Origin of the sequence: Streptomyces agglomeratus (assembly GCF_001746415.1) — a bacterium.
Taxonomy (GTDB): Bacteria; Actinomycetota; Actinomycetes; order Streptomycetales; family Streptomycetaceae; genus Streptomyces; species Streptomyces agglomeratus.
In genome coordinates this window covers 397,394-422,981 of the sequence record NZ_MEHJ01000001.1, presented here as the reverse complement: position 1 = coordinate 422,981, position 25,588 = coordinate 397,394, and the positions used below count along the sequence as shown (strand labels likewise).

General features: G+C 68.7%; 21 protein-coding genes and 4 pseudogenes. 12 read left to right on the top strand and 13 right to left on the bottom strand.

What is annotated here, in order from left to right; translation table 11 throughout:
- Window positions 1-20 precede the first annotated feature (20 nt).
- Window positions 21-944: an NADP-dependent oxidoreductase gene (locus AS594_RS01605; RefSeq protein ID WP_107358007.1), complete on the top strand. Its 924-nt coding sequence runs from the start codon at window positions 21-23 to the stop codon at window positions 942-944.
- A 125-nt stretch (window positions 945-1,069) separates the two neighbouring features.
- Window positions 1,070-1,442, top strand: a pseudogene (locus AS594_RS40665) (transposase); the annotation flags it as partial.
- Here the strand turns inward: AS594_RS40665 and AS594_RS01600 are convergent.
- Complete coding sequence (locus tag AS594_RS01600) at window positions 1,369-1,872, bottom strand: hypothetical protein (RefSeq protein ID WP_338120131.1); 504 nt, start codon at window positions 1,870-1,872, stop codon at window positions 1,369-1,371. The pseudogene AS594_RS40665 and the gene AS594_RS01600 sit on opposite strands and share 74 nt — an antisense overlap.
- A 72-nt stretch (window positions 1,873-1,944) precedes the next feature.
- On the opposite strand from AS594_RS01600, the pseudogene AS594_RS01595 reads away from it, so the two are divergent.
- The 4 genes and pseudogenes from AS594_RS01595 to AS594_RS01580 all read left to right on the top strand — a co-directional run.
- Window positions 1,945-2,320: pseudogene (locus tag AS594_RS01595) on the top strand (transposase family protein); the annotation flags it as partial.
- Between the two features lie 130 nt (window positions 2,321-2,450).
- A complete protein-coding gene (locus AS594_RS01590; protein WP_141746889.1) occupies window positions 2,451-3,002 on the top strand; it encodes a hypothetical protein in 552 nt (183 codons plus the stop codon).
- A 378-nt stretch (window positions 3,003-3,380) separates the two neighbouring features.
- A complete protein-coding gene (locus AS594_RS01585; protein ID WP_069925290.1) occupies window positions 3,381-3,923 on the top strand; it encodes an SMI1/KNR4 family protein in 543 nt (180 codons plus the stop codon).
- A gap of 497 nt (window positions 3,924-4,420) precedes the next feature.
- Entirely contained in the window at window positions 4,421-4,840 is a 420-nt protein-coding gene (locus AS594_RS01580) for a hypothetical protein (RefSeq protein ID WP_069925289.1), read from the top strand.
- A gap of 163 nt (window positions 4,841-5,003) precedes the next feature.
- Here the strand turns inward: AS594_RS01580 and AS594_RS01575 are convergent, their stop codons facing one another.
- From AS594_RS01575 to AS594_RS01520, 11 genes and pseudogenes are all read right to left on the bottom strand, one after another.
- Window positions 5,004-6,311: an SUKH-4 family immunity protein gene (locus AS594_RS01575; protein ID WP_069933623.1), complete on the bottom strand. Its 1,308-nt coding sequence runs from the start codon at window positions 6,309-6,311 to the stop codon at window positions 5,004-5,006.
- Window positions 6,312-6,385: 74 nt separating this feature from the next.
- Window positions 6,386-8,173, bottom strand: a complete 1,788-nt coding sequence (locus tag AS594_RS01570) for an ATP-binding protein (protein ID WP_240508896.1) — start codon at window positions 8,171-8,173, stop codon at window positions 6,386-6,388.
- Window positions 8,174-8,410: 237 nt separating this feature from the next.
- Window positions 8,411-10,606 (bottom strand): SUKH-4 family immunity protein, encoded by a 2,196-nt coding sequence (locus AS594_RS01565; RefSeq protein WP_069934923.1) that lies wholly within the window; start codon window positions 10,604-10,606, stop codon window positions 8,411-8,413.
- Window positions 10,607-10,637: 31 nt separating this feature from the next.
- A complete protein-coding gene (locus AS594_RS01560) occupies window positions 10,638-14,261 on the bottom strand; it encodes a toxin glutamine deamidase domain-containing protein (protein ID WP_069934922.1) in 3,624 nt (1,207 codons plus the stop codon).
- Between the two features lie 490 nt (window positions 14,262-14,751).
- Window positions 14,752-16,689: a WXG100-like domain-containing protein gene (locus AS594_RS44420; RefSeq protein WP_167367972.1), complete on the bottom strand. Its 1,938-nt coding sequence runs from the start codon at window positions 16,687-16,689 to the stop codon at window positions 14,752-14,754.
- A gap of 205 nt (window positions 16,690-16,894) precedes the next feature.
- The gene (locus tag AS594_RS01545; protein ID WP_069925278.1) at window positions 16,895-17,221 is read right to left on the bottom strand and encodes a hypothetical protein; all 327 of its coding nucleotides are present in this window, start codon (window positions 17,219-17,221) and stop codon (window positions 16,895-16,897) included.
- 336 nt (window positions 17,222-17,557) lie between these two features.
- Entirely contained in the window at window positions 17,558-18,118 is a 561-nt protein-coding gene (locus tag AS594_RS01540; RefSeq protein ID WP_069925277.1) for a GNAT family N-acetyltransferase, read from the bottom strand.
- A 72-nt stretch (window positions 18,119-18,190) separates the two neighbouring features.
- Window positions 18,191-18,601 (bottom strand): annotated as a pseudogene (locus AS594_RS45870) (transposase); the annotation flags it as partial.
- A 76-nt stretch (window positions 18,602-18,677) separates the two neighbouring features.
- A complete protein-coding gene (locus AS594_RS01530; protein WP_069925275.1) occupies window positions 18,678-19,034 on the bottom strand; it encodes an Asp23/Gls24 family envelope stress response protein in 357 nt (118 codons plus the stop codon).
- Window positions 19,031-19,672 carry a hypothetical protein gene (locus AS594_RS43780; protein WP_141747136.1) on the bottom strand — a complete coding sequence of 214 codons (642 nt, stop codon included), beginning with the start codon at window positions 19,670-19,672 and terminating at the stop codon, window positions 19,031-19,033. The genes AS594_RS01530 and AS594_RS43780 overlap by 4 nt, the downstream gene beginning before the upstream one ends.
- Window positions 19,673-19,705: 33 nt before the next feature.
- Window positions 19,706-20,350 (bottom strand): RNA polymerase sigma factor, encoded by a 645-nt coding sequence (locus AS594_RS01520; protein ID WP_079148680.1) that lies wholly within the window; start codon window positions 20,348-20,350, stop codon window positions 19,706-19,708.
- 161 nt (window positions 20,351-20,511) lie between these two features.
- Between AS594_RS01520 and AS594_RS01515 the strand changes: the two genes are divergently transcribed.
- The 5 genes from AS594_RS01515 (at window position 20,512) to AS594_RS01500 (ending at window position 24,803) form a co-directional block, all read left to right on the top strand.
- Complete coding sequence (locus tag AS594_RS01515) at window positions 20,512-20,997, top strand: Asp23/Gls24 family envelope stress response protein (RefSeq protein ID WP_069925274.1); 486 nt, start codon at window positions 20,512-20,514, stop codon at window positions 20,995-20,997.
- 75 nt (window positions 20,998-21,072) lie between these two features.
- Window positions 21,073-21,246 carry a hypothetical protein gene (locus AS594_RS44415; protein WP_167367934.1) on the top strand — a complete coding sequence of 58 codons (174 nt, stop codon included), beginning with the start codon at window positions 21,073-21,075 and terminating at the stop codon, window positions 21,244-21,246.
- An 83-nt stretch (window positions 21,247-21,329) separates the two neighbouring features.
- Window positions 21,330-21,647: an Asp23/Gls24 family envelope stress response protein gene (locus AS594_RS01510; protein WP_240508895.1), complete on the top strand. Its 318-nt coding sequence runs from the start codon at window positions 21,330-21,332 to the stop codon at window positions 21,645-21,647.
- A 36-nt stretch (window positions 21,648-21,683) separates the two neighbouring features.
- Complete coding sequence (locus tag AS594_RS01505; RefSeq protein ID WP_167367971.1) at window positions 21,684-22,373, top strand: DUF6286 domain-containing protein; 690 nt, start codon at window positions 21,684-21,686, stop codon at window positions 22,371-22,373.
- A 942-nt stretch (window positions 22,374-23,315) separates the two neighbouring features.
- Window positions 23,316-24,803 (top strand): SpoIIE family protein phosphatase, encoded by a 1,488-nt coding sequence (locus AS594_RS01500; RefSeq protein ID WP_069925272.1) that lies wholly within the window; start codon window positions 23,316-23,318, stop codon window positions 24,801-24,803.
- Between the two features lie 47 nt (window positions 24,804-24,850).
- On the opposite strand, the gene AS594_RS43775 is transcribed toward AS594_RS01500, so the two are convergent.
- Entirely contained in the window at window positions 24,851-25,039 is a 189-nt protein-coding gene (locus AS594_RS43775) for a hypothetical protein (protein ID WP_069933626.1), read from the bottom strand.
- Between the two features lie 335 nt (window positions 25,040-25,374).
- On the opposite strand from AS594_RS43775, the pseudogene AS594_RS47860 reads away from it, so the two are divergent.
- A pseudogene (locus AS594_RS47860) lies at window positions 25,375-25,572 on the top strand (YxiG-like protein); the annotation flags it as partial.
- Window positions 25,573-25,588: the final 16 nt, after the last annotated feature.

Below are 25,588 nucleotides of genomic sequence, written 5' to 3'. Positions count from 1 at the left end.
CATACGAGAGGCGGCGGAAGATGGGGCAGGCATGGGGTTTCGGCAGGTATGGCGGGCCCGAGGTGCAGGAGTTCTTCGATCGTCCCGACCCCGTCCCCGGTCGCGGCGAGGTGCTGATCCAGGTTGACGTCGCCGGTGTGAATCCCCTCGACCACCTTCTGCGCTCGGGTCTGGTCGACGGGCTCGACGGCGGGCGTCCGTTTCCCCGCGTGCTGGGCATGGAGGCAGCCGGAACCGTTCTCGCCCGGGGCGAGGACGTCAACGGGCTCGAGGTGGGTGACGCGGTCTTCGGCTTCGCACTCACCGGTGGCGGCACCTACGCCGAGACGACGGTGCTGTCCGCGCCGAACACCGCGCGCATCCCGGAGGGTTTGTCCGCGACCGTGGCGGCAACGCTGCCAGTAGCCGGGACGACCGCGGTGGACGTGCTCGACCAGCTCAGCCTCCCGGCCGGTGCCACGGTCCTGGTCAACGGAGTCGGGGGCGGGGTCGGCCTCGCCGTCGCCCGGCTGGCTATCGGGCGCGAGCTGCGTGTGATCGGCACCGGGAGTACCGCCAAACGCGAGCACGCCGAGGCCATCGGGGTGCGGTTCATCGACTACACCGCCGAGGACGTCGCCGCCGCGGCACGCGAGCTGGTTCCGGACGGCTTCGACGGGATCGTCGACCTGGCCGGAGGCACCTCGCTGCGGACGGTCGCTCCGCTGGCCCAGGATCCCCGCAACGTCATCGCTGTGGGTGATATGTCTGTGCCCGATCTCGGTGGGCGTTTCGTCGAGCGTCGCGGGGACCGCGAGAACCTGGAGCGGTCGGCCCGGCTGGCCCTCGACGGACTCCTCGCACCCGTAATTACCGCGGTCCATCCGCTCTCCGACGCCCCGGCCGCCCTCGCCGCCGTCGAGAACGGTCACACCTCGGGCAAGGTTGTCATCAAGGTGGCATGAGAAGTGCCCGGCCGTCTGACGCTGTCGACCGTCCATTGCGGACTGACGAGAACCCGTGGTCAGCGCATCATCAACTGAGCACGTTCACCTGTACGGGGTTGAGCACGTTCAGGCGTACTCCGACACCCGGCATGGGTACCAGGATCGGCGCCGAGTTCATCACCGCAACAGGCGGCGACATGGGCGCTTTCAGCAGTGCCGACCGTCTGGCCGGCTTCGCCGGCCCGGCCCCACAGCCCCACGATTCCGGCCGCGTCAGCGGCAGCCTGCGCAGGCCCCGCCGCTACCACCGAGGCCTGCTTCGAGCACTTGTCGGCAATGGCCAGCCTCAAGTCGTGCCCCGCCTCCAAGACGTACTACCAACGGAAGCGGAACGAAGGGAAAGGACACAAGCAAGCTGTCCTCGCCCTCGCCCGCCGACGCATCAACGTTCTTTGGGCAACGATCCGTGACAGCACGTGCTACAGCCCTTCACCTTCCGTCGCGGGAGAGGCTTGACATCAACATTGGGAAGTCTCGTAAGTGGTTCCATAGTCGGTGGGCTTCGGAGGAAGGCCAGCGGGACGTCCTTGTCGATGCAGAGCCGCAGGACGCCCGCCAGCTGGCGGGCGTCCTCGATGTGTTGCTGGAGGAGTTGGTCGCCGCCCTCTGCTGCCCGCCGGTTGGTGATGGCCTCCAGCCGGACCAGGATCGACGCGCACTCGACAGGCGAGAGGTCGTCACCGCCGTCATCCGGATGATCGAGGAGTGGCTCCAGGGCGGTGGACACGTCCCTCCACGGGCGCTCGCCGCCGAAGCCCGACATCTCGGATAGGACGAACCCCTCGGTCTCGGCCAGACGCCGCCGGAACGCGGCAAAGCCGCTGTAGGACCAGGAGACATCCGGACTGCTGTTGTCTGCGTCGCCCGGGAAAAGAACCAACCCCATGCGCCCTCCCTGCTTGCCGAGCACACAGAACCGAGGACATGGGGCAGCGTCGGCAACTGGGATGATCTTGGTGTGGCTGGTGTGATCACGGCGTCGGAGCCGTCCTCGATAGCCCCGTTCACCGGGCTGAGCCCGCGCGCCTTCGCCAAGCTGGTGACGGTTCTGCGGCGCGAGGGTGCGGACGCGGTCCGCAAGGGCCGGCTGTGGAGCCTTCCGCTTGAGGACAGGGCACTGCTGGTCGCGGCCTACGGGAGAACGAACCTGACCATGCGCCAGCTCGCTCCACTGTTCGGGGGTGTCCAAGTCGGCGGCGGACCGCATCATCGACAACCTCGGGCCGATGCTCGCTCTCCAGCCCCGCAAGCGGTTTGCCAAGGGCACCGTGCTCATCGTGGACGGCACCCTGGCCCCCACCCGCGACCACGCCATCGCCGAGCGGTCGAAGAACTAACACCCTGCGGTAGTGCGCACGTTTTGAAGTAAGGAGCAGCCCTTGATGCCTGGCCAGCAGGGCTGCGGCAGCGGTCCGTTGGCGGCCTGAAAGGCGGTCTGCCTGGTGTGGCACTGGGGGCTTGTAAGTGATCAAGGTGCTGTATCTTCGAGCTCTTGTTCTCGCTTACAGGGGGGTTGCCGTGAGGCGTCTTACTCGTTCGTTCCTGGCGTTCTGTTCTGTGCTGGGTTTGGTGGTGCTGAGTGGTGGAGTGGCTGAGGCTGCGACGGAGGAGGTGAAGGTCTGCTACCGGGCTCATGTGGCTGGCAAGGGTTGGATGGAGTGGAACTGTAATGGGCAGTTCGCTGGGACGGTAGGGGAGAATCGGGCGATCGAGGCCATGGACATCCAGGTCTGGGGGCGGGGCTACTTCTGCGCTGATGCCCATATCCGGAATGTGGGCTGGCAGGCTCCGTATGGTGATTGTGTGGCCTCTGGCCAGGTGAAGAGGGTAGGCACCGTCGGGCAGGCTCTGCCCATGGAAGCCGTGCGCATCACCCTGTCGTACGGGAGTCTGGAGGGTATTGGCCACGTCCAGGACATTGGGTGGATCGGTCCTTTCCGCGGCGATCACATCACGGTTGGCACCACGGGCCAGGGTAAGAACCTGGAACTGGTCACTCTCAAGGTCATCGGATAGTTCCGAGGCCCTTCAGCCGTGACCCCGCATCAGCGGGGTCACGGTTGAAGCATGCCCGAAGGCCAGCAGTGGCGGCCCCACCCCGCCATACAGGACGGCCCCTGACACTTGGCCAACTTGGCCCGCGACAGCGGGCCCACGGTTCGGGAGGCGCAGCCGGAAACCGTGGGGCGGGGGAGCGAAGCGGCCGCCACGCTGAGCGAAGCGAAGCGATTCCGCTGTGGAACCGGCTCCGCGCGGCTGTTCGGGCCGTCTCTTTCGGATCTTGACGGGCTCTGTAGGCGGCGCCCCGGAGATTTGATGCAGAGGCGGTCCTCGTAAGTTGGTTCTCGGATACGACACGCCGCGCACTGCGGGCGGCGGGACGAAGGGCGAGACATGCGCGGGACGGACACGGTGGCGGCACTTGCCGAGCTCATGCCGGTGGCTCATGGGGTGGACGAGCGGGTTGACTGGGGCGAGGTCGAGGCGGCCTGGGGGACTCGGTTCCCCTCGGACTACGTCCGTTTCATGGAGGTGTACGGGGCGGGAGTGATCAGCGACAGGATCAGCATCCTGCTGCCGGCTTTGCAGGCAGACGGGTACCCGTACACGTCCGGTCTGCAGGAAGAGACGGAGAACGCCCGTTACACCTGGGAGATGTGCCGCGACGAGGCCGACTTCGACATGGATCCTGGTTCGATCGTGGCGTGGGGTGTGACGTCGGGGGCGGACATCTACTGCTGGGTGACCACGGACGACGACCCGGATCGATGGCCGGTCCTGATCTGCGGGAGACACACCAACCCGGAAATGCAGTCGCACCCCCTTGGGATGGCCGAGTTTCTTTTCAAGCTCTTGGGCGACGAGGCGTTTCGACAGGGGAAGGTCAGCGTGGTCCTGCCGGACGAGGTGTCCTTCGTCAACTGGCGGAACCGCTAGGCAGTTGCGTTCAGATCATCTCATCGTTGGTCTGGTGTGTCGTTGACCGACGCCCAGTGGGCGCGAAGTGAGCCGTTGCTGCCGGATCGGACGCCGAAGTGGGGCGGGTGCTGGCGTGATCACCGGTAGGTGATCGAGGGGATCGCCTGGAAGTACCGGACCGGTTCGCCCTGGACGGACCTGCCTGTCGTGTTCGAGTCCTGGAAGTGGGCCTACAACGGCTGCGGATGTGCTTGTTGAAGAGCGTTTGTTCCACCAAGGCTGTTTGAGTAGTGAAAGCGTTCGCGGGCGCCGCCGGTGGCCGGCACGTTCATAAGCCCGGCCAAGGGCAGCCCCCGAGCGGATGCCGTTCTGACCGCACCTGGGACCGGGTTGCCGGTGTTGTTCGTGGAGGTCGACAACGGCATCGAGGACCGCCCGACCGTCTGTCCGGCGGCATGTGCGGCGACTTGGGGTGGCGGGAGATACTGCGGGGACGAAAGGTGAGGAGAAGCGAGATGGCCCAGCAGCCCCAGAACCCCAAGGGACCCGACGCCGACCGCGGCGTGTGGGACGAAGCGCTCGACCCCGAGCAGGTTCGCTCATTGAACTCCGCGCTCCACAAGCTCGCCGACGGTGGCGGCGCCGGCAAGGAGCTCCAGGACACGGCGAAGAACCTGCTGTCCGGCCGCCTCCAGCTGCGCGACGCCCTGGACGACCCCTCGGCGGTGCGGGCTCTGAGCAGCGGCCCCATGGCCTCGCTGCGCAACCAGTGGGAGTCGCTTTCCGACGAGGAGCAGGAACAGATCCGGCAGGGTGAGGCACCGGCGAGCGACGGCGCACCCTCGGACCCGAACGCGCCGAGGCGCTCGGGCGAGGACTCCCCGCAGCCCCGCAAGAGCCAGGGCCGGCACAGCGGCGGCTTCTCGCTGTATTGAGCACCCGGACGCGCGGTACATGGCATTCCCAACGGGGCCGGGCGGACTCGCCCGGCCCCACTGCGCTGTGTGCTTTCGTACGTGCCGGAAGGCCTCCGTCCGAGGGTGCGCGGCACGCGGTCCGCTCGCGAGACCTTGAGCCGACTCCGGGTCGGGCGACTGCTCAGAACAGCCCGTGCCACATCTGCTCGACGATCAGCGACCACCAGCCGTCGGGATTCACCAGCGCCGTGGCGTCGATGGCCACCAGCTGCTCCTGCAGCTCCGCCACCGCGGTGCCTGCGGCCACCGGGTCGAGCCCCTGCATCCGCTCCCGGACGGTGGCGAGCAGGGCGAGGGAGCGGACGTACGCGCCGGCCGAGATGTTCACGTAGCGGGCCGACGCGGTGACCGGGTCGATCGCCCAGACGGCACCGAGCCCGTTGGGCTCCGTCGCTCCGGGCAGGCACTGCACGGCGAGCACGGCGACGCCGTCCCAGCCGATGCGGATCAGGTGCGCGAGCGCGCCGATCTTCTCCTCACCGGCCGGGCTGCGGCGCTCCCGCAGATTGGTGGCCACGTCGGTGAACAGGCCCCCGTCCGGGGGCGCGTCGGGCCGGTCCGCTGTGAAGAACAGGGGCAGGTCGATGGGGAGCCCGGCCCACGTGAGCAGCGACTGCGTCTCCTCGGGGAGCCGGCTCGCAGCGAGGTCGTCGGCGTCGTAGCGGCGGACGCCGTCGGTGCCGAAGACGTCGGTGAGGTGGCGACCGAGGGCCACGTCTCGCAACGGCTCGACGGGGGGCACGTGCGTGGGGACGGGGATGCGGTGGGGGCGCGGCGGGGGCTGCCGGCCGGCGACCTGGTGCATCGTCTCGACGTGCTGGATCAGTCCGGCGATGCCCTCGGCACGGGCCTCGGGGCGGGCGCCGTACGTCTGGGTGCAGGAAAGGCTGGCGTTCCGGTACGTGTTGAGGAGTTCCGCCGTGTATCCGCCGGGGAGCAGGCTGGGGCGCAGGTCGGTGTGGATCGCGAGCACGTTCTCGTTGGGCACGCCCAGCCGCCTCAGCTCGGCCGCCGCCTGGTGCTCGGAGGGCGGGAGGCCGGGGCCGGAGTTGCGGAAGAGGGTGGTTTCCTCGCCGGTGGCGGGGTCGGTGTAGGTGAAGACCGAGGTGTTGCCGGGGCCCGTCACCGGACGGGCGTCGGCTCCGTCCCCGCCATGCTTCTGCCGGTACATCCGTACGACCTCGTCGACCGGCACCGACGGCCACACCGTCAGCTCACCGGTACGCCGGTCCACCACTCCGCACGCGTCCCCGATCTCGGCGGGCGGCCGCCGCTCCCCGGTATCCGGGTCGCGCTCCATCGGCGCGGGCGCGGCCCACACGACCCAGCCCAGGTCGAACTCCCGCATCTTGACCTCACGGCGTTCCCCCGAGCCTTCGGGGTTCAGCCAACGGTCGGCGGCGGCGAGCGCCTGCTCCTGGGTGATCACGCGGAAGGCTCCTTCAAAGGTGGTGGGGGCATGGTGACGGCGAACCGAGAGGGGCATGGCGTGCACCCCGTCGCTCATGTGGCTGTCGCTGACGACGCTGGTCTGATCTGTAGGGCGGTTACTCCGCGCGCAGACGCCAGGACAAGCACCCCGGCAGGGGAGAGATCGGCGGAAAGGACCCTGCTGTCGGAGATCAGAGCCGCGACAACTTTGCCACTCGCACGGTCCCACACCCGGACGTAGTCAGTACCACGGCTCAGGGCGAGTGGAGCCGTGGACAGTTCGGCCTGCGACGGGCGCAGGACCTGCTCCGGGTCGATTTCGCCGAGATCTGGGACGGGTTGGCCGAGGCTGTGGACGATCACACCGTGCGGCACGGTCCCACCGTCGTCATCGACCTGGGCGACCGGTCGGGCGCCAGGCGTTTCTGCGGGAACGATCAGAACGGCGACCGGGGCTCGCGCGCCCTCGGGAAGCGGGACGTTGCCGATGCGCACCGACTTCACCTCTGAGACCCGCAGGCTCCAGAGGGTCCGCCAAGGCAGGTCGAATCCGAGATTGCGAATGGCATCGGCGTACTCGGGCAGGCCGTCCTCGACGAACGCAATCTCCAGCAACGCGGCGCGCAACGGGACCGGGACCTCAGTGCGGGTCAACAGCGGAGCGATGCGGAGGTACGTGCGGGCAGGCGCGCCAAGGGCTGCGATGGGAACGGCTTCGACTGCCGTCCTCAGCGCAACGGGGTCGGCGTGCACGAACAACCCCGGATCCGTGAGGAGTTGAGGCAGCAGGCCGGCGTCGAGTGTGTGACCGGCGATGTGATCACGCAAATAGGGCTCAGCCTTGCTCCAGTCCTGCCCCGGTACGGCTGCGAGTAGCGCCATAGCGATCCGAGACTGTGCGGCGCCGACACTTCGCAGGCGGGCACGGATGTCGTCCCCGATGGCAGGGTGCCGCAGCCGCAGCAAGGTGGGGTCGCCGTTCTGACCAGTGCCCGATGCCAGTATGAACGGCCCGACGAGCTGCATGGCGCCCGCGATGTCCCTGCTCACGTCGCGTCCCGCGACAGCACCGGCGAGCGGTGCCCAGAGCTCGACCGGCAGGCCCCCGCCCTCGGCCAGGGCAAGTGGCGCCAGTAGCACACGCAGGATCCCCGGCTCGACACCCAGCCGTTCGGCATGTAGGTCCATGCACCCACCGACCGAGGTGGGCAGCCGGTCTTCATCCGCCGGGTCGAAGCCTTCCGGAACCATCAGGATGCTTTGGGCCGCGAGTTCCACGACCAGTGGGCTGGTCCCCGCCCGACGGCCAATCAGCTCGGCGAGCCTCCGCCGATCGACGGAGGTCCTGGTGAACTGCAGCTCCGGTGCTCCGAACCGCGGGCTCAGAGCTGCTTCGGCATGCAGTACAAGACCTTCGGGATCCGCCCACTCGGGCTCGTCCAGATCGATGACCTGGACCACGCCGGACGGCAACCCACGAAGCAGCTCAGCCACCAGGGAACGGGGTACGTCGGCGAGGAGACGGATGGTGCCGATGGACGCCAATGGATTCAGGACCTCGCGTACGAGCCTCGCGGGTTCTTCCGCAGCCCGTACGGGACCCGCCCGATCGACGTTCGGCACGGCGATCGTCAGCGGTTGGTCGCGGGCCGCCAGCTGCGTGAACACCTCGTCGGTGGTGGTGGCGCTCAACTCGCAGTGATCGGCGAGCAACCAGAGGAACTGCGCCGCAGTCAACCACGCCGGGTTCGGTACGGTGGGGGCCGGCAGTTCGGGCGGCACGGTGGAGGGATCCATCGAGTCCAGCGGCATCTGCTTGCGAAACTCTGGATCGCACATCATGAGGAAGCCGGTGAGCAACCGTGAGCACCCGCTTCCGGAGTCCCCGGTGAGAACGATGACCCGCGGCGTGCCCGGCCATTCCATGCGCCAGGCCGCCAGTGCGCGGAGGGCAGCCGCACGGCCGCCTATGTGGGGGTGCGGCGTAGCGCCGTCGGGCGAGGTGGTCATCATTCCCTGTCTTCCGCCGCCGCGGGTGTGTATGCGTACGTTTCTGGTCCTACGGTGGGGGCCGCCCTCGGGGAGCGGGCGGCCCCATCACAACGATTCAGGGACATCCAGCTCTCCACCGAACGCTGCCCGCCAAGGGTTGGAGGTCCCCGCCGGCGGGTCGATCTGCTGAGCCCAGGTCTCGACGCTGCGTCGAGCATCTCGCTCCTCGTACCGCGTGGGGAACTCACTGCGACGCAAAGTGCGGTACAGACCGACCAAGGTCATGAACTGCCGCAGGCTGCTGCCCAGGAGTTGCGTGCCTGCGACGGAGACCACCAGCACGCGACCCGAATCGCCGGCCAGGACCATTTCCTCGCCGAGCCAGTCTCCCAAGCGGTAGACCGGCTCATGGGCTTCCGAGACGCCGGCGGTTTCCAGTCCGGTCCGGTCCAGGGTCACGGTGCTGAGGAACCTCGGTTCGCTCCTGTGCAGAGCGGGGAAGCCGATGGCGGTCAGGGTGGCGCGGGCCTTTGTATCGGTGAGGCCGGCGGGGATGCCGGTCGGTTCCGGACGGCGGAGCGTCTCCTCGCCGAAGCTGCGCGCGAACCAGGCCACATCTGGGCCTTCGGCTGTGAGGAGCGCGGCCGGCATCGGCCAGATCGCCGCACGACGGATGGGGGCGACAAGCGGGCTGTGCCAGCGGGGCTGCCCCTCTCCCAGCTCTTTGGCCCCCAGCACGTCCAGTGCGAAGACTCCACCGCTTCCACCCAGCACCCAGCGATCGCCGCCGGCCTGCTCTTTGTCCCGGACGCTTTTGGGCAGCCGAGGGCAGGGGAGCTCCGAGCGCGTGGGCGACGGCGCGTCCGGGCGAGTGTCGGCGGCACGGCCGACCACGCGGTCGACCTCTCCTTCGTCGTCGAGGAATACATCGACGACAGATGGCTCCCCGAGGCCTGCGCCGTCCGTCAGCCTCCAGACCTGCTCCAGATAGCGCTCGTCACCGGCTTCCTCCGACTCGTCATCAGCAGGCAGCGGCAACTCGCGTTGGGTGGTCACCACCGGAATGTCCTGGATGCGTCCGAGCTCCACGTAGTCCACCGGCCCACTCGCCCCGGGATGGGGCCCGAAGATGCCGTAGGGACGCCACTTCGACCACGTGGTGCGCCAGGGCATCCGCCCGGCCGAGCCGGCGAGTTCATCGGCCCATTCCGTACGTCCGCGGTTCACGGCGGCCCAGTGCAACCAGGCAAGCCACTCGGCCTGGGACTGCGGTGCGACGCCCTCCGCATCCAGATAGTGAGCGTCAGCCGCGGTGCCCCCCATGGGCACGCCGTCCGGCCACGCCAGCGCGATTCCTTCGAGGAGAGCGGTCCGGTCGCAGTGGGCCACGAACGCCGCCTCCTCGGCCAGCAGACGGGGGAGGGCTCCCCCCAGAGCAGCGTGGACAGCGGCGGCACGAGCCGCGTACTCCCTGATCTGCTCCGGAGGGCCGACCGAGAGGGCGGATGCAGTGGGAGTGGTCGCGCGGTCGAACAGGGCCGCAGTTATCGCGATGTGTTCGGCAGGGGCCAGTGGGCCGCGCGAACGGATTTCCTCTTTCAATGCATCCGACGTGAATCTCGCGCTGTTTCCGGCTGGTGTGTCTTGCACGACCAATACGTCGGGGATCCGTTGCGCCGTCCGGAGAAGATGCTCTTCCGTGGCGTGATCACCCAATGTGGAGCAGAGCAATTGCCATACCGGCAGCGACGTTTCGCACACTTCGGATGCAGCAAGTGCCCGGAGCTGAGGGTGTGAGTCGAGCAGGGCCGCGACATCCGAACCGTCGGGTTCTTCGTCCAGCACGATCTCGTTGTGGCGGCTGATGTGCACGTGGTGACGAGACGCGTCGGCCTCGAGGACTACACGCACGCATCCGCGACTGTGCGCGCCAAATGTGGTGGCCAATGGGCCGGCGATTCGATCCGGCTCACTCGATGTGTACAAGGACCCGGACCACTGCACGTTGGAGAGCAGGACGATCGCATCATTTCGCAGTTTCGCGACCATGTCGAAAAGCGGTTCCCGACCTCGGGGGGTTCCGAGGTCGACACCGAACTCTGCAAGCAGCCTATGGGCCACCTCGTCCATGGTCAGGCCACGGCAGTCCACAGCCACCGAGGAGGGAAACCGCTCACGAATCCTCGCCAGGAGCGCGGTCTTGCCCACTCCCGGGTCCCCCAGCACGGGAAGCACCGATCCGCGTTGCCGAGGCTCGACCAGCCAGTCGCCGATGACACGCTCGGCTTCAGTAATGATCACTTCTTCATCACTCCGATCAGCCCTGGTCGAATCAGCCTACGTCACTGTTCTGGGCAACCTTCATCCATACCCGAACGAGCTCACCACGGAAGCGGTGCATGTCCTCGTCGCGACGGTCCTTGGCTTCCTGATGCGTCCGCTTTTCCGCCTGCTCCTGTGTCTCGCCCTCCCTGACCTCCACGGCTCCGGGCTCCATGTCGCCCATGCGGTAGCCCGCGGCGTAGTAGATACTCGTCCTGTTCTGCTGGCCCTCGGAGACCGCCCTTTCCTCCTCGGTCTTGTCGTGATACTTCTTCCGCTCCTGATCTGCGGGGCGTTCCAGTTCGTGCACGAGATAGTCAGAGCAGTTGGCCGAAGCGGGGTGGGTCTTGTTGCCGCACGGCTCGAATTCCGTATACATCGCAGGTGCTTCGTAGCGGCCGGGGTTGTCCTGATCGAGCGTGCGAAAGGCTTCGCCGAGGACCGGCTCGGAATGATCTTGGCTGATGTCGTCGGAGTTCGGTGGCACTGAAGAGTCGATGATGTAGTGAGTCTCGGTGGTGCCGTCCTCCTTCGTTTCCACTACCTCCAGCACTGCGTAGTTCTTTCCCGAAAAATCGGGGCGCAACAGCTTCCGCTTTTCTTTCATCTCCTCCTTCTGCTCGTCGGACTTCCCCTTCTCGTCGTTCTCTATCTTCTTCTTGTCTCCGACGTGCTCGTTCCAGAGCGAGGTGAACTTACGCTTCTCGGCGCGCAGCTCCTTGGCGTTCTCCGGATCCTTGCCGGTGTCCAACAGTTCCTGGACTGCCGCGTACTCCCGGGCAAGTGGGGCCGGGTCCACCCGCTCCCCGGTCTTCGGATTGTGCCTGGAGTGGAGGTCCGCGCCACCGGACTCGTCGACGGCGTGCGCCTCGTGGAACGCGCTGCTGAGGCGAGCAATCGCAGCCACGGTTGCCATCTTCTCTTCACGGCTCATCTCCGCGAAGCCCGGCTTGAGCAACTCGTTCAGCCGCTGCTGGCTGATCGGCCCCAGGGCGGACTCCCGAATGGCCGCCATCAGTGCCGGAGGTGTCCCCTCAGGGCCTGGCGCGGCCCATGCGTGGAGGCTTTGCACCACCGGCGCGAGGTCCACCTGCTCGACATGGTTGGTGTCCCGAAGGCGGTCCTGAGACTGATCGGTGAGCATCCCGTAGTGGGTGTGAGAGCCACCGCCGGCCTGATCGACCCCGTAGCCGGGCGTTCCTTCAGCCCGAGCCGAGTCATAAGCATCCCGGGCAACCTCCTTGGCCCTGGCCTTCTCGGCTTCCCTCTCCTCCGGGGTCTTCGTCTTCTTCGGCTTCTTGGCCGAGCTCTGCCCGCCTTGCTCCTTGCCTGCTGGATTCTCGGGTGAACTGCCCGCAGGAGCGCTCGGTGCTGCGCGGCCAGGTTGTGAGGCCGCGGCCGGCCTGGCCTGGCTCGCTGATTCCGGGGCGACCGGCCGGCGGTTGGAGTCCAGGGGAATTGCGAAGACGCCGTTGTTTCCGTTGTGCAGCGGGCTGGGGCTGGTTCGTCCCGTCTGGGCGTCGATGTAGGTGATCTTGCCGTTGTGGTTGACGGCGTTCCACGCGTGGGCGCGGCCGTTCGCGTCCTGCGTGATGATCACGGCCTGCGAGCCGTGGCCGCTCTGGCGGAGGGTGTTCTCCAGGCGGTTGAACGCGTCGCGGCCGTTGCCCATGTCGCTGAAGCGGGCGCCGAGGGCGTTCTCTATACGGTCGCGGCCGCCCTTCTCGCCGCGATCCGAGGGGTTGCCGTTCGCATCCAGGTCTGGGGTGCGCGCGCCGGCGGCCGTGGGGTTGCCGGCGTAGGTGTCGACCGTGGACAGGGCGGTGTCGACACAGTTGTTGTTCCGGCCGGGTGTGTCGGGTCCACTGCCGTTCATGTTCTGGACCCAGGGGCCGTCGGCCGGGTCCGGCGGGCGGGTGGGGTCGCCGTTCTCGTCCCGGGGGACGGAGCTCTCCAGGGCGTCCTGCTCTGCGCGCGTCGGGTCGGTGACGCCGCCCGGGGGCGTGTTGTCGCGTGTGGCCGAGGCGGGCGTAGAGGTGGCTTCGGACTGGTGGGGAGTGCTCGGGGTGCTGCTGTTCGGCGACGGCGCAGTTTCGGGCGTTTGACTGGGGGGGGTGGCGTCCGGGGTGGCCGGGCTCGGCGTCGCCGTCGGCGTTTGGGTGGGCGTCGGGGTGTCCCTGGGGGGCGCGGGCTGCCTCGGGTCCTGGTGCGGGGCGGTGGGTTCCGGACGATTCGAGTTGGACGTCGTCGGCGTCGTTCCCGGGCTGGGGCTGGGGCTGGGGTTCGGAGTACCGCTGTTCGGCGAGTTCGGCGAGTTCGGCGAGTTCGGCGAGTTCGGCGAGTTCAGCGAGTTCGGCGAGTGCGGTGTGCTGGTGTTCGGCGTGCTCGCTTGTGGAGTCGACGTCCGACCGGGTGAGGTTTCCGGTGTGCCGGAACCTGCCGGTGTCGTGCTGGGGGCCGGCTGGTTGGGGTCCGGGGTACGGGCGTCCGTCCCCGGGGTGCGGCCGTCCGGCGATGGCGTCGGCGTAGTACTACTTGGCGTGGCGGACGGCGTCGGGCTCGGGGTGGATGCGAGGCTCGTGCTGGTGGGGTTCGGGGTGGCGCCCGGCTCCGAGCGGTTGCCGCTGGTGTCTCCAGGCGGCGGAGTGGCCTGGCCAGGCCGGCTGTCCGGGTTGCTGGAGTCACCGGTCGGGTCACCGGCCTTGGGCCGGCCTTGAGCGCCCGAAGGGTCGGTTTCGGGGCTGCTCTGCCCGTTCTCCGATGACGGGGAGTCGTTGGTTCCTTCGTGCGAGTCGTCCGTCCCCGTTTTGGAGTCGTCCGTCGTCTCGTTCGCCGTCTCGTCCGAGCCGTCCGTCTCGGTCTCCGGCGGGAGGATCGGGTTCCGGTCGGCGTCCAAGGGGATGTGCCAGACGTTTTCCGCGTCGGCGATGTGGAGCGGCTCGTGGCTTACCTCACCGCTCTGGGTGTCGACCCATACGACGGTGCCGTTGTGGTTCACGGCATTGAACGCGTGGCCGCCGCTGCCGTCGGCCCAGTCCACATGCACGATGGCCGCCGCGCCGTGACCGGCCTGCTCCAGGTCCCACACGATGCCCGCAGCGGTGTTGGGGTCGTCGCCGGGTCCCGAGTAGGTGTACGGCGTGCCCGCCCAGCGCATCTGATTCTCGTTCGCGTCGTTCTCCGGCGAGAACGGGTCGGGGTTTCCGTCCTCGTCGTGGTCCAGGGTGCGAGGGGCCGAGACCTGCGGGTTTCCGTACCAGGTCTCCAGGAAGGAGCGGGAGCAGTCGGCGCAGTTGTTGCTGCGCCCGGGCACCTCGTTGCCGCCGTCGTTCTGGAGCTGGCTCCAAGGACCGAACGGGTCGGGGAACCGCTGAGGGGTGCTGTCAGGGTTCTTCGGCACGGCGTTCGCCAGGATCTGCTGGTCCTGCGGGTCGGGCTCCCTCAGCCCTCCTGGGGAGTGGTCCAAGTCGTCGCGGATGTCGTTCAAGCTGTCCGGCTCCGGCTCCGGCTTGTCGGGCGTGCCGGGGTCGGCCTGCGGCGAACCGGGCTCCTTCGGGCCGGACGGAGGGGTGCTCGACGCCTGTCCCTGCGGATTCGGGGTGGGCACCACGGTGTGAATCGGTACCGCAGTCACCTGAGGATGCTGTTGCTGCTGGTTAGGGGTGTTCGACGGCGTGCCAGGGTTGCCGCTGGCGGGTTGCTGCGGCGTGTTGGGTGTGTCCGGCCTACTCGGCGTGTGGGGTGCGTTGCCCGCCGGCTGCTGCGGCCGTGGCGCGGTGGTGCTCGTCCCCGGCTGCGACGCGGTCGGCCTGTTGCCGGCCGCCGGAGGCGGTGCGGCGTCGGGCGTACGACCAGGGTTTCCGTTGCCGGGGATGCCGGCTGCGCTCGGAGTTGCCGTCGGGGTGGTCGGCGGCGTCGTGCTCCTGGGCGGGGCAGGCTGCCTCGGGTCCTGGTTCGGGGTCGTGGAGGTCGGGTTCTGGTTCGGCTGAGGGGTGCGGCCGTCGGTCGAACTCGGCGTGGTGGGCGTCTGACCGGACGGCCGTCCACCCGCCGCTGCCGGTGTGCTCTGGGACGGCGTACGGCTGCCGTCTGATGCCGGTGTGCTCTGGTTCGGGGTTCGACCATCACCCGCCGCCGGGTGCGCTCCCGGGGTACGGGTGTTGGGCGTGCCCGGTGTGCTGGCATTGGGGCTGGTGACGGGGCCGGGTGCCGTCCCCGGGGTGCGGCCGTCCGTCGACGGTGTCGGCGTACGGGGAGGTGTCGACGGTGTCGGGCTCGGGGTGGACGCGGGGCCCGTCCCGGTGGGGTTGGGGATGCCGGCAGTGGAGGAAGGGGTCCTGGGCGGGCCCTGGGAGGGGTTGGGGCTGGTGGCGCCCGCACCGGACGGGGAGCCGCTCGGGGTGGTGCCCGTGCCGGTACGCGCGCCTGCTCCGCCGTCGGCAGTGGACGGGGGCGTGGGCGAGGTCGGCATGGAGGAGTTGCCGTCCGGACGGGGGCCGGCCGAGGCCGACGGGTCCGCCGCGGTCGGCGTCGGGGCGGCGTTCGACTGGGTGGGGATGCTGGCGGCGAGGCTGTCGATCGACGTACTGATCGAGCCGCCGTTGCTCGACGAGGAAGGTGTGCTGCCGCCCGTCGGTGTGGGCGCCGATTGCGCGGTGGGGGAGGTGAGGCCGCCGGGAGACGACGAGCCACCGCGGCTGTCGCCCGCGCTGGGTGTGCTGCCGCCGGTGTCCCCCGACGGGGACGGGGACGGCGCGGGCGCCGTGTTGCCGGGTGAGGGGTCGTCGAAGTCCGAGAGGGTCGGACGGGGCGAGTTCGAGGAGGAAGGATTCTGCCCGGTGTCCGAAGTGCTGGGGAGGAGTCGGGGTGCCGCTCCCGGTGTCGGTGCTGGGGAGGTTCCCGAGGTCGGGGGCGCTGTAGGCCGCCGGGCCGTCGCCGTCGGCGGATATGCCACCGCCGATGTTCGTGTTACCCGTGTTGGTGTTCGAGCGCGACGTCGTCGACGAGTCCGAACTGGAGGAGTCGGGGGAGCCCGAGGTGTCGGACGAGTTCGACGAGTTGGATGAGCCCGACGAATTGGTCGATCCCGAAGAGTTCGTCGATCCGGACGAGTTCGACGAGCCCGACGAGTTGGACGCGCTCGACGAGTTCGACGAGGAAGAGTTCGTGCCGGGGGAGTCCGAGCCGCCGGAGGAGGAGGAACTGCCGCTCCCCGAGTTGTCGCCGCTGCCGCTGCCGCTGCCGCTGCCCCCGTCACCACCGCCCCCCTCACCGCTGCCCGCAGTGGGGTTGTTGCGGTTGTTGTAGGCGTCCATGCTGTTGTTGTAGCCGCTGTCGATGCCGTCGCGGACGCTGCTGCCGGCCTTCTTGCCGAGGCCGTCTCGCAGGCCCTCGGCGAAGGTTTGCGGGGTCTGCTTGATGGCTTCCCAGCCGCCTTTGGCGCCGGCGGAGACGGTTTTGCTGAGGTCGAAGCCTTCCTGGGCGCCGAAGCCGACGTTGACGGACTGCCTGACGAGGTCGGTGACCATGGCCTGGACGGCGGAGACGGCCGGTTCCTTCATCGCTTCGATGATGGCTTGCATCAGCGCGTCTTTGAGCGCGTCGAGGATGCGTCGTACGGCGAGGCGGGTGATCTGGGTGGCGGCCATGCCGGCTGCGGCGGACAGGCCGAAGGTGACGACGGAGGCGGCGGCCGCTGCGGCGATCTGGATGGCCAGGGCGATGAGCTGGACGATGACCGCGTACTTGGCGAACTCCACCAAGTAGGCAGCCGCTTCGAAGGTGTTTGCGATGATGTAGGCGGCTTCGGCGGCGTTGGAGAGGTAGCCGTCCGAGCCGTTGGAGAACTTCTTGTAGTGCGTGGCGAACTTCTCGATGGACTCGCCCGCGTTGTGCGCGACCACCGTCCGGGCACTGGTGTCCGCCCGTACGCGCAGCTTCTGGACGTCGTCACCGAACGTCCGCCACAACTGGGCGGAATCTCTGAGCAGGTCCTCGTTCGCCGTCGGCCAGTTGTAGCCGAGCATCTTCAGAACCCACTCGAGCTCATCCGGCAACATCATCGCCACAGCGCGCCACACCCCCGATAGGCAACCGCCGTACAACGTCCCCCAACGACAGGAGAATCACACGAAGTACGGCTGTGCCTAGAGCGTACTAACCATCACCACCGTTGCTGCAGGCAGCTCCTGTTACAACCGTGCTGCGAACAGGGCGAATCCGGCGAAAAGGTTGTGCGCGCTGTGGCCGCGACGGTGTCGCCGTCCCCTACTCGCCCGGTTGGCGCTGCCGGCGGTACAGCCCGATGGCCTTCTCCGTCGGGTAGTTGGGTACGGTCACGGTCTCGCCGGTGTCCTTGGCCACCACGATCTTGCTGCCGCCGGGCTGAGCCGGCCGCGGTCGGCCCGCCGCGTCGGTGACCGGCGGGAAGGTCGCGTACACCAGGTAGCCGATGTCGAATTCGTGGACGTGCATCGGGGCCGGTGTGCCGTCCGCCAGCTTGGGCTGGGCGTACCGGCTGCGGACGATTTCCAGAGCCTGCTCGGGAGTGGTGGGCGGGACCTGAGGTCCGGGGGCGGGGGTCTCCGGGGTCATGGATGGTGTCCTTGCCTGACTCGCGTTGCCTGGGGTGGGAACTCGCCGAGCAGTCGTCGGCAAGAGGTCCTGGGCCATGTGTGTGTGCGGACCCGACGTCGATCGTAGACGCGCGCGGGCGGCCCCGCAGGAGGCCCGAGCACCGTACAAAGCTCAGCCGCCGCCCGCCGGCTGCTGACCGACGACACTGCCAGGGCGGGGGTGCACAGGGGCGGATGGTGGCACGGCAGTGGAGTAGCAGGGCTGGGCGGAGTAATTGTCAAGAGTTGTGGATCACTCGACGGCAAGGCTGCCTCTCGGAGCGGCACTTTTGGACTTCCAGCGAGTGGCTGACTCCTACGAATGTTTCTCCCACTTGGTTCGGGTGAGTTCGTACTCGACTTCGCCGTGCTCGGAGCCTTCGATCGCCTCTGGCCAGTCCCCGGTGAAGTTGCGGAGGAACGACAGCCCTGCCTTCTCCATCACACGCCGGGATCCCGCGTTGACCGTCATGGTGTTCGCGGTCACTCGCTCCACGCCGAGGTCCGTGAATCCCTTGCGGATCAGGGCCTGTGATCCCTCGGTGGCGTAGCCGCTGCCCCAGGCTGCCTTGTTCAGCCGGTAGCCGAGTTCCACAACGGCGGGGCTGTGGTCGTCCAAGGGGCGGAACTCGAACCAGCCCAGGAAGTTCCCGGTGTCCTTCTCCTGCGCGGCCCAGTAGCCGCGGGTCCCGAAGCACGGGTAGTCGTGGAGCAGCTTGGGCAAGGTCTGTGCCTGGATCACCTCGCGGCTTGTGGGTCGACCGCCGTTGATGAATCGCATGACTTCCGGGTCGTTGTCCAGTGCGAACAGGTGGTCGATGTCGGCCTCAGTGAACGCGCGCAGCACGAGCCGATTGGACTCCAGAAAGATGTTCATGCCGCGATCCTCACCACCGGCAGCAGGGCCCGCCACCGGATATCGCAGCAGGGCTGGTGAAGGGATGGTTGCTCATGCCACTTGGGGCTTGCGGCGTTCGACGAGCTCCCCGCGTTCGAAACGGGCTCCGGCCCGCACGAGGGCGACGAGATGAGGTGCGTTCACGGCCCCGCCAGTGGGCCTGAGCGCACTCAACTTGTCCTGGATAGCCTTCTTCGCCGCAGGCTGGGCCGACTTCGGAGGCTGTCGAGACAGTTGGCCGTCTTGTGAACCCGGCACCTCTGATGCCGGGTTCGGGGAAGACCTTGTTCAGGGCGTTCCACAAGCCGAGGGCACCGTCGCCGACAGCGAGGACGGGGGCGCCCCGCCGCGCCGCTGGCAGACCAGGGACAGACTCGCCCCGAACTCCGAGGACTCGCGGTAGCCGTCCGTCATCGCGATCAGCTCCTTGGTGCCGTCCGCGCTCACTCCGATGACGACCAGGACCGCCCTCAGCCTCTGCGTCGGCGAGAGGTCCGCTGCCGCCCACCGGCGGTGCGGAACCAGCCGGGGCCCTCATTCACACGGTGCTGGTGACCGTGACGAGGACGGTGACCGGTGCGGCTGAGCCGTGCTGGGCCAGGTGAGCGGTGAGGGCGGCCTGGACATGTTCGCGTACCTGCTGGGCGACATCCAAGACGCGGTGGCCTTCGTGGACGGCGCAGCGTACTTCTACGTGCCAGCCGCTTTGAGGACTGTGTTCGGCCCGGATGCCGGCCTCGCCAGAGACCGGGTCGGCTCCCATGGCCTGCTGTGCGCGGGAGGCCACGGCGGCCAGCCGGTCGGCGACGCCCGGATGGAGTGCGGCCACACCGGGGACATCGAGGGCAGCCCGCGCAGCAGTGCGCTGGATGTCTCGGTTGCTGGAGGAGGTCATCGCTGCCCGCTCCGCTTGGTCGGCCCGCCACTGGACACGACGGCAGGGTCCAGCACGGTGTCGATTTTCAGGTCCAGGTCGCTGACGGCCAGGCCCAGCTCGTGGTCTGCGGCTTGGAGTACGGCTCGGCGCACCCGGGCGGCCCGGTCGGGCAGCGGCTGGTCGAGAGCAGCTGCCAGCGTCATGGTGATGTGCACGGCGGTGCCGTTGCCGGTGGCAGTGAGGCGGCAACTGGCGGCGCGAGCTCCCGGCACGGTGTCGGCAGCACGGCGCAGCACCCTCGCGGCGGCGCTCTCCGCGATCCGCACGTCGTGGGCGGAGTCGTCCAGCGGCAGCAGCGCGCCGAGCCGCACCTCCGCCCTCACCGCGTTGATCACCCGTTCGGCGAGGCTATGCCCAGGGGGACGTTCCTTGTCACGCAGGGCGCGGGAGGCCTCATCCAGGGCAGCCAGCCCATCGACGGCCTGCCGGCAATACGGGCAGCGAGTGGTGTGCGAGTCTGCCGTGGCCTTGCCGTCGCGTGCCTCCTCCCAGGCGCGGCTCAGTGGGCGCCCACACGGCAGCAGCTCGTCGCCGGCGAGCGGTTCCGCTTCGGGCAACGGCTGGCGGCCGGCCGCCTCGGCGCCTTCGGCGGGCACTCCGTGGCCGGAATCGGGTGGGGGTGGGGTCGCCTAGCGCCATGGGCGCATCGCCTCCTGCAATGCGTGTCGTGCGCGAAAGAGTCTGCCGCGCACCGTCTGTTCGCTGGTTCCGGTCACGTGTGCGATCTCCTCGTAGTGCAAGCCGTGCAGCTCCCGCAGAACCCAGCAGGCTCGCTGCTCGGGGCTCAGCTTGTGCAGTGCCTGAGCCAGAGCGGCCGTTGCCGCGTCCGTCTCGGCGACACACGGTGGTGAGCTGCCTGGATCATGAGCGGTGGGCTCGGGGACCGTGTCCAGGGGAAGCGCGCGGGGGGCGCGGCGCAAGATGTTGAGACACCGGTTGGTGACGATGCGGTACATCCAGGTGCCGAACGAGGCGTCGTGGCGGAACTCCGGCAACTGTCGCCAGGCGGCGAGAAATGCTTCCTGGACGGCGTCCTCGGCATCGGCCTGGCTGCCGAGCAGGTGGTGGGCCAGCGCGAGGAGCCGGCTGGTGTGACGGCGGACCAGGACGGCGAACGCGTCATCATCCCCCTCCGCGGCCCGTACGGCCAGCAGCCTGTCCGGCAGCTCGGCGACATTGTTCCGGCTGACCGGCACCTCGGCGAGGCTCGGCGGCGCAGGGTGCTGCAGGTGGTCTGCGCCCGGTGGGGGCGGGTGTCCGGTCCGGTCGCGCATCCACCGCTCGCTTCCTGCCAGGACCGTCACCCCGGCGTCCGCATTCTTCGAGTCTATGGGAAGTCCGTCACGTAATCGGTGTGAGGAATGCAGCTGCCGTGTGTCCAAGTATTCGACGGGCACCGCACCGGGACCCGCACGGACACCCTCGGGAGGCCCTCATGTCGGACACCATCAGCCGCCCCACTGCACAATCGACGAAGACGGGCGCCGGGGGCAAGACGCTGCAGGGCCGCACCGGCGCGGGGACCGCGCCCGAGACACGCGGGCGGACCACCATTGCCGACAGCGTGGTGGAGAAGATCGCAGGAATGGCCGCCCGCGAGGTGCCGGGCATCCACAGCCTCGGCGCCGGGATGGCCCGCACCTTCGGCGCCGTCCGCGACCGCGTGCCAGGCGGACACCCCAGTGTGACCCGAGGGGTGAGGGTCGAGGTGGGCGAGCGCCAGGCGGCCGTGGACCTCGACGTGGTCGTCGAGTACGGCGTGGCCATCGTGGACGTCGCGGGCGATGTCCGCACCAACGTCATCGGGGCCGTGGAACGCATGACAGGCCTGGAAGTCGTCGAGGTGAACATCGCTGTCGACGACGTCTACCTGCCCGACGAGCAGGACAAGCAGGAGGAGACCGAGGGCCGCGTGAGGTGACCCCCTCCGCCTCCAGCACCCGCCAGCGGTTCCTACCGGTGGTGTCGGGGAGAGACAGATCGACATAAGATTGGGTTGAGTGATACTGGGCCTGCTGGCAGGCATGGCCCTGGGCTTCCCGCCTACTTCGGCGGCTTCTGGGCCTTCCTCCTGGTGGCAGCCCTGGGCGCGGCGGGCCTGGTCGCCGGCCGACTCCTCGAGGGCGACCTGGAGGCATCCGACTTCGTCCGGTCACGGGAGCGGCGGTGACCACCCAACCCGCTGCAACCGCACTCCCCGGACCGGGGCACGCTGCCCCGCCTCCTGTGCCAGCGGCGGAGCGCGGCGCGACCGTGATCCCCGACAAGGTGGTGGCCCGCATCGCGGCCCGCGCCGCGCATGAGGCACTGACCGACCTGATGGGCGCCACCCCCGCACATCGGGGACTGGCCACACCCGGCGCGACGGTCGCGGTCGGCAGCGGATCGGCCCGGCTGGGCCTGTCCATCGACCTGCCCTACCCAATCGACATCGCCCATACCGCCCGCGCGGTCCAGCGTTCTGTCGGCGAGCGGGTAGCCCGGCTGACCGGCATGCGCGTCACCCAGGTCACCTTGACCGTCGAGAACCTGATTCCCTCCGGCGGCCTGGAGCGCAGGCGCGTGCAATGAGCCAAGCCAGCACACCTCACGGGAAGGAGAGCCGGCATGTCACGGGACCAAGAACCCGCTGAGACGGGGCAGCCCCCCACAACCCAAGCGGCCACCCTCCTGACGGTGGGCCTCCTGGCCAAGCAGCCGCCAGACGCTGCGCAGCCCCAGCACGGCAGCAAGACCGGCGACGGCACACGACGTCCCTCACGCCGCCTGTGGTCCGCACGCCGCATCCCCGCCGCGCTGCCCCCCCTCTTTGTCGTGGCCGGCGCCGGGATGCTGCTGTTCGACATCTCCATGGTGCGGGCCGGCCGAGAAGCCGCCGCCTGGCGTACCCGCCTCGCCCACGAACTGGCCACCCGCCCCCTGGACGACACATGGGTGCTCACCGGCGCCGCCCTCGCCACAGCCCTCGGACTGTGGCTGATCATCCTGGCTTTGACCCCTGGCCTGCGCCGCCATCTGCCCCTCAAGACCCCCGCTGGCCCCGGCAAGGTGCGGGCCGTGCTGGACCGTGATGCCGCCGCCCTGATACTGCGAGATGCCGCTCTGCGCGTCCCCGGAGTCAGCCGCGCCAGGATCCGGGTGCGCCGACACCGCATCAACGCTCGCGCAGACATACGCTTCCGCGACCCCGGTGTAGTCAGGACCGACCTCACCGCCGATCTCCACGAGCAACGCGAGCGACTCGCCCTGGCCCACCCACCCAAGCTCACCGTCCACGTACGCCAGCGCCGCGGCTGACAGTCCTGCAGACGCTTGAACTGGGCAACAAGAAGGACAGGAGATGCCGCTGTGAAGAGGCAATCCACCGGGTTCACTGTCAGGGGTGAGTGTGAGGGTGATACGGCACTCGGGGTGGTCGGGTCGGCCAACTATCTGTGCATGTGCTTGCTGGACGCCGGGCAGGTGGCGGGCGTCGGCGGCGATAGCGTCGCTGAGGGCGTGCTGGTGCAGTTCCACGCAGTCTGTCGGGGGTGTTCCGACGGGCAGGGAACCTGGGCGGGTTCGGCGCAGTTGGGCCAGGAGCCACCACAGGGTGAGCAGGACGATGACGGCCAGGGCAGCGATGACCGCTGGCCACCACCAGCCCTCGTCGTTCCAGCGGGTGCGGTCGGCGGCGCTGAGCAGGACGGTGTGCGGGGTGGTCAGGGGCCAGCCGTCGGGTGGTGTCAGGTGCCAGCGACGGTAGAGGTCAAAACCGGCGGCGAGGACGAGGAGGCCGCCTGTGAGGAGGACCATCCCAGCCAGGGCCAGCAGCGTCCGCTTGACCACCCGGCACCGTCCAGGCGCTGTGCCACGGCCCGCTGGAACGTGCCCGCCATTCCACCGGCTGGCACCAGCTCCCCACAGAGGCACGACTGCAGGTCACCCCACACAACACCGCGCCACGTAGAAGCGGCGCTTCGACACCGGCGGGGGGCCACGATCGCGAGGGCTGTCCACACACTCATCCCGACGACGATCACGGCCACCGCCGGACCCCTCCGTCGAAACACGCCTCGCCGATGTGCGCGAGCCCGGAGGAGATGCCTGCGACTCTAGACACCGCACGGCAGCGCGGCGTTCGCGAGAGGGCCGTGTACACAGACGATGGGGGAGCCGAGCCAGGGGCATGGGTCGGGTGCATGTACTGGCCAGTACTCCAGGCGTCATGCCGGGCGGGAGGAGAAGGGAGCCGGATATATGAGTGGAGGCGACCCCGCACGGGGCGATCCCGACATGGCGGGGGCTGCGGCGTCCGGGCCGGGTGGCCTGCTCGACGTGCTGGGAGTGGCGGCTGTTCTCCTCGACGCCGAGGGAAAGATCGATCTTTGGAGCCCGCAGGCCGAGGACCTGTTCGGCTACAGCGCCGAGGAGGCCCTCGGCGAGCACGCCGGCCGGTTGCTCGTCAGCGAGGAGCACAGGGAGCTCGTACTGGACATGTTCGCCGAGGTCATGGAAGGCGGCGGCAGCTGGGCCGGTGTCTTCCCCATCCGGCGCAAGGACGGCAGCACGCGGCTGGTTGAGTTCCGCAACATGCGGCTGCAGGACGACCAGCGAGAGTACTGGGCCTTGGGTCTGGCTACTGACCAGGCGACGCTCCGCGAGGTCGAACGGGACCTGGCACTGTCCGCCCGGCTGGTGTCCCAATCACCCATCGGCCTAGGCGTGCTGGACACCGACCTTCGGTACGTCTCGGTCAATCCGGCGGAGGAGCGGATGAACGGCGTGCCTGCCGCCGAGCACATTGGCCGCCACGTCCATGAGGTGCTGCCCTGGCTGCAGGAGTCCTTCGAAGCGGCGATGCGCGAGGTCCTGGCCACCGGCGTCCCGGTCCTGGACCAGTACACCGCCGGCCGCACCGCGGCCGACATGGACAACGACCATGCCTGGTCGATCTCGTTCTACCGGCTCGAAGCCCCCAACGGGAAAGTGCTGGGAGTCGCCACCGCCAGCGTGGACGTCACCGAACGACACCGCACCGTCGAGGAACAACGCCATACCGCGCTGACCCTCCAACGCAGCCTCCTGCCGCATCCGCCACCGCGGCGCCCAGGCCTTGAGATCGCCACCCGCTACCGCCCCGCCCAAGCCAGCGTCGAGATCGGCGGCGACTGGTTCGACGTCATCCCTCTGAGCGGAGACAAGACCGCTCTGGTCGTCGGGGACGTCATGGGCAGCGGGGTCGCGGCCGCAGCCACTATGGGCCAGCTCCGTACCGCCACCCGCACCCTGGCCGACCTGGACCTCCCACCCGCCAAGGTCATGCACCATCTCAACCACGTCACCGCCGGCCTGGGTGACGCCATCGCCACCTGTGTCTACGCCGTCTACGACCCCCGCCAGGCGCGCTGCGACCTGTCTCTCGCCGGGCACCTGCCGCCGGCCCTCCTGCATCTCGACGGCAGGGCCGAACTGCTGGAACTGCCCACCGGCGCGCCACTGGGCGTCGGCGACGTAACCTTCCACACCACCACCCTGACCCTCCGCCCCGGCGACCAGCTCGTCCTCTACACCGACGGCCTGGTCGAAACCCGCGACACAGCCATCGACACCCGCCTGGACGTCCTCCTCACACTCCTCGACGACCCCAAGCGCCCGCTCGAGGACACCTGCGACTGGCTGCTCCAGGGACTTCGGCACCCCGGAGATCACGACGACGTCGCCCTCCTCATCGCCCAGACCACGTGACAGGCGTTTGGCCCCAGCACCGGCCGCCGAGAAGGGGGGCTGGTCCGTCAGGGGTTGTAGCGGAGAGCCTCGTCGAGGCGGCTGCGCAGGACAATGAGGGTGGCCATGTCCGCGACGTGTGCCAGGGCTGTGAGTAAGGCCTGGATGCGTGGGTCGTCGCCTGCGCGGACGGCTTCCACGATCTCGCTGATCGTGTCATCTACCGCAACCGGCACCGCCGCAGAATGGGCGTCCATCGTGTACGCATACCCGCTCGGGCGCCTGACGGGAAGGGCGCCAACGCGGGGGGTTCAGGATGAATCCTGTCGCGCTGGGCAGAGCTCAACCTTGGCCGGTGGCGCGCCGCCCGGCAGACACCTGTAGTGAGACCCTGGCCTCAAAGTTCGCAGGTCAGGCATCGCTGCTGCTGCGAGCGCATTAGCAACCGGGCCGCGAACTCGTCCACCCCTCCCGCTTCTTGACCGAGCAGCCGGGACTTGTCCGGGCGATCTCTGAGGCAACGGTGTCTAACGCCTGTGAATCTCGCTGTCGAAGGTCTCGTCAAGTGAGGTAAAAGGGGCGGTATGAGCAGATGCTGGACGAGACCTTCGATCACGCTGTCGTGCACCACGGATACACCAGCTACATGCGCGACTACGAGCTCATCATCTACGCGACGGCTGACCCCCGCACCGGCGTAGCGCCAGCCTACCGGCGGTACCTCTTCCGGTACTGCGTCGAGGCCCGATGTGAGACGTCAGTGCCTGCGGAGACCTGGCGGGTCTCCCTGCCACAAGCGGCACATA